This is a genomic window from Photobacterium sp. OFAV2-7 (genome assembly GCF_022347985.1).
In the GTDB taxonomy this organism is placed as follows: domain Bacteria; phylum Pseudomonadota; class Gammaproteobacteria; order Enterobacterales; family Vibrionaceae; genus Photobacterium.
On sequence record NZ_JAKRFQ010000475.1, the window covers coordinates 1 to 3892 of the forward strand.

4 protein-coding genes are annotated in these 3892 nt (G+C 47.1%); 1 reads left to right on the forward strand and 3 read right to left on the reverse strand.

What is annotated here, in order from left to right; translation table 11 throughout:
• Positions 1-1761, reverse strand: a 1761-nt coding sequence (locus tag MHN01_RS19255; RefSeq protein ID WP_239412831.1) for a PhoX family phosphatase, incomplete at its 3' end; no start/stop codon positions are given.
• Positions 1762-2046: 285 nt separating this feature from the next.
• On the opposite strand from MHN01_RS19255, the gene MHN01_RS19260 reads away from it, so the two are divergent.
• On the forward strand, positions 2047-2409 hold the full coding sequence (locus MHN01_RS19260) for a cupin domain-containing protein (RefSeq protein ID WP_075762231.1): 363 nt from the start codon (positions 2047-2049) through the stop codon (positions 2407-2409).
• An 81-nt stretch (positions 2410-2490) separates the two neighbouring features.
• Here the strand turns inward: MHN01_RS19260 and MHN01_RS19265 are convergent, their stop codons facing one another.
• Together MHN01_RS19265 and MHN01_RS19270 are read right to left on the reverse strand one after the other, a co-directional pair.
• Positions 2491-3483, reverse strand: a complete 993-nt coding sequence (locus tag MHN01_RS19265) for a Gfo/Idh/MocA family protein (RefSeq protein WP_239412832.1) — start codon at positions 3481-3483, stop codon at positions 2491-2493.
• A gap of 2 nt (positions 3484-3485) precedes the next feature.
• A complete protein-coding gene (locus MHN01_RS19270; protein ID WP_239412833.1) occupies positions 3486-3800 on the reverse strand; it encodes a putative quinol monooxygenase in 315 nt (104 codons plus the stop codon).
• Positions 3801-3892: the final 92 nt, after the last annotated feature.

A 3892-nucleotide genomic window follows, 5' to 3' on the forward strand; every position in this document is an offset into this window, starting at 1 on the left:
GCTGAAAGTCAGGCCTGTGATTTCGCAGGCGATAGGGCCAGTCAGGAATCGGCGAACCTCCCCTGTTACGGGGTTCCCACACAGCATCTGGTTGTTACCCATCCCGGCAAAGTTTTCTGTATTGGAGTATTTTCCGTCTGTCTGAATCCACAGTCGTCCGGCATTGTCAAAGCCAATCCCGTCTGGGCTGTTGAACATATTATCTGCATTAATATTGTCACTTCCAGCCATCAGGCCATTTTCATGAACGGTAGGGTTACCTGCTATGAGATAGAGATCCCAATCGAAATAGCGAGCTGTGTGATCATTACCTGAAGGTGACCATCGAACAATGTGGCCGTATGGGTTGTTCTCTCGAGGATTTACTGCATCGACTGGTTGGTTGGTCTTTACCCCGCGGTTTTTGTTATTGGTCAGGGTGCAGAAAACCTGCTGGTTCTTTGGATTGACTGCCACCCACTCCGGGCGGTCCATGGTGGTAGCCCCGACTTGAGTTGCAGCTTTGCGGGCAAAGATGAGGACTTCCGCCTGGTCCGCAAATCCATTATCCGGCGTTAGGCCGTTCTTACCCCATGTCAGTTCAATCCACTGTCCCTGGCCTTTTAGTTCGCCGTCTTTGGCATCGAATTTGGCCACATAGAGTGTACCTTCCTCTAGTAAATCACGATTGGCGGATGGGTTAGAAGGCTGGTATTTATTTTTTGAGATGAAGCGATACAGGTGCTCGCCGCGCTCATCATCCCCAAGATATACAACAACATGACCGTCATTGTTGATGGTGACAGCGGCATTTTCATGCTTGAAGCGGCCAAGGGCAGTACGTTTCTTCGGAGTAGAGTTCGGGTTCATCGGATCGATTTCGACAACCCAGCCAAACCGGTGCGGCTCGTTAGGGTTCTTGGCGAGGTCAAAACGCTGATCGAACTTATGCCATTGGTAACCGGCATCTATATTCGAAATACCGTAGCGCTGGTAGTTACTGTCGAGTGCCGGGGTTGCATCAGAGCCAAAATAACCGTTGAAGTTCTCTTCACAGGTTAAATAGGTTCCCCATGGCGTTTCGCCGTTTGCGCAGTTGTTGAAAGTTCCGAGTGCCAGTTTACCGGAAGGATCTGCAGTGGTCTTCAATAGAGCATGACTGGCAGCCGGACCTGTTATCGCCATTTCGGTATTGGCGGTGATTCGGCGGTTAAGCCGACCATTTTTGTTAACTACCCATTTCTCGTTCATTTTTGATAGCTCGATGATAGAGACGCCGTGTGCGGCTTGCGCTTTTTTTACATCATCGGCAGTCATCTTTTGTCCCTGATGGGCAAAAAGGTACTCATAGTTGGTGTATTCATTGTTCACCGACAACACGGCACGATCATCGCTGATCTGGAAGAAGGTCATCCCGTCGTTGTTGTCGCCGAACTGTTGCAATTGCGCGTGGCTGTTGGCTGATTGAGCAAATGCCGGGGCACCGTTAAAGATAGGATCTCCCCATGAAATAAGTATATCTGCCTGATAGCCTTCAGGAACAACTACAGAGTCAGCAGTTGAAGCCGGAACCTGTTTAAAACCAATTAACCCGTTATCCTTGCTTGTTTGTGCTGCAATAGCTTGAGACAGAGGTGAAGCACCGAAGAAAGCTACTGTACTGGTTGCTGTGGCAGATTTTAGAAATCCCCGGCGGCTTAGCCCCTTATTGATGATTGCGTTGAAAGCAGGTTCTTCGTTACGAGGGTGAAGCACTTGATCTTGTTGGTCGAAACGGCTCATTACTTGTCTTCCTTTGATTATTTTTGCTGACTTAGTTGTTTGAGCTGCATGCTATCGATTGAGTGTGAATGATGGGTTAAAGTTTCATGAAGGAATTTTTATATCCAGATTAAATACCTAGGTAATAACTACCTATATTGATGTATCAGATAATTAGGATTCGGCTTATTAGGTTTCGTTATTTTGAGATGCTGTTCACCATCTTGGTTTTTGTTGGGGTAGTTGAAGATTTTTGCTCTACATTTGTTATATAGCAGTGAGTAAAAAAAGCAGGGAGGCTAGTCTATGACAAAGCGGGCAGTAAAATATTGGAATGTTCTGGCAGAGTCGAGTCGCAACCGTTGGCAAGTGCTTGATGGAACCGATGGCATGATAGAGCAAGTGACATTAAGCATGGATGATTCGACGGGTGACTATACCCGTTTGACCCGCTTCAAGGCGGGGGCAGATACCACACCGTTTGGTCGAAATCGTCATGATTACCCCGAAGAGGTGTTTATTGTATCCGGTCGGCTTTATGATCAGACCAATGGGACTTGGTTAGAGCAGGGTCATTATGCCAATCGACTGCCCGGTGAAATTCACGGCCCTTTTTTGTGTGAACAGGAATGTATCGTGTTGGAGATATCGACGCCGAGTCAGGCATAGCCAGCCTAGTTAATCATCATGGTTAAATGTTCAGGCCCGATGCGTAAGTGCATCGGGCCTGATTGTTATTTGGTGTTACTACTAACAGACGGTGGCTTGTTCCCAACGAGTTAGTAACTCCATAATTTGGTACGAGTCAGTGGGTTGTGCCGCCGGGCGCTGAGCCTGTTTCAGACCAGCTTCGAGGTATTCTCGGGTCTTTCTGACTTGGTATAGGAAAGCATCGCCGTCGGCATCAATTTCAACAATCTCTTCCTGTTGTTCGTACTTTTGGATGATGAGCTGATTACCAGTAGCCTCAGGCAGCCACGGGTTTGATTTTAGCTGTATACAGCCCTCAGTACCGAGAATAGTAAAGCCGGCTTGCAGGCCATAATCTTCTGCAGTATGAAGCTGGCAGACAACACCATTGTCGAAGTGAAGCGTTGCTGCAGATTCACAGATATTGCCGTCATTTCCCCGGCGGCCATGGGCTGTAAGGGTGTAATTGTCGAAAACTTGGCTACCAAAGCTGTGCTGCATCACGAGGTGAAGCAGTGAAGCTGGGTAACAGCCAAGGTTGTACAGTGCTCCTTTACTGCCCGGGTTGACAAACTGGGCGATGGACGCACAGTAATGTCCTTGAATAGAACGTACTTCACCAATGATGCCACTGCCGAGCATCTCCAGGATCTTGCTGGTGAATGGGTGGTGCAGGTACATCAAACCTTCCATAAAGAAGACGTTGCTCTGCTCAACGGCAGCCAGCGACTCGGCCGTTTTTTCCATATCAACAGACAGTGACTTTTCGCATAAAATCGCTTTGCCGGCATTGGCTGCTTTGATGATGTATTCATGGTGCAGGTGGTTGGGCAGAGCAATGTAGACAATATCGACATTGCTATCTTTGATAACAGAATCGAAGTCTGATGTTACCGTCGCGATATCATGGTCTTGTGCGAATTGTTCGAGTGTTGAGGGGGTTCGCCCGGCAACAGCATGAATACGGGTATTCCCCTCTTTATGAATTGCATCGGCCATGACGCCCGAGATAAAGCTTGTTCCCAGGATCCCCCATTGTAATGTATGAGACATGCTTATAGCTCCTTGACGAGTAGTTTAGATTCGAATGCCTGAACCAAATCAGTGAGCCCGGCTTCTATAAAACGTTGGGTATGGTCGGCTTGAAAGTGTTGCTCAAAAGCGGTGTGATCTTCATAACGTTCCCAGAAAATGATCTTTCTAGGTTCTTTTTGATCCTGGAGAGCCAAAGCAAAAGAGCATCCTGGCTCATTGTTCATCTCATCACAAAACTGGTGAATTGCGTTGATGGCCTTATCTAAGTCAACGTCAGGTTTAATATGAAGCTCTGCGGTAATGAACAGACCTTGTTTGAACATTTCAGACAGCATAAGAAAGTCATGTTGGGTAATTGAACGGCAAGAACTAATTTAATTGACTCCTTGTGGTTGATAAACAATGATCTGGTTTAATGTTTATAAAC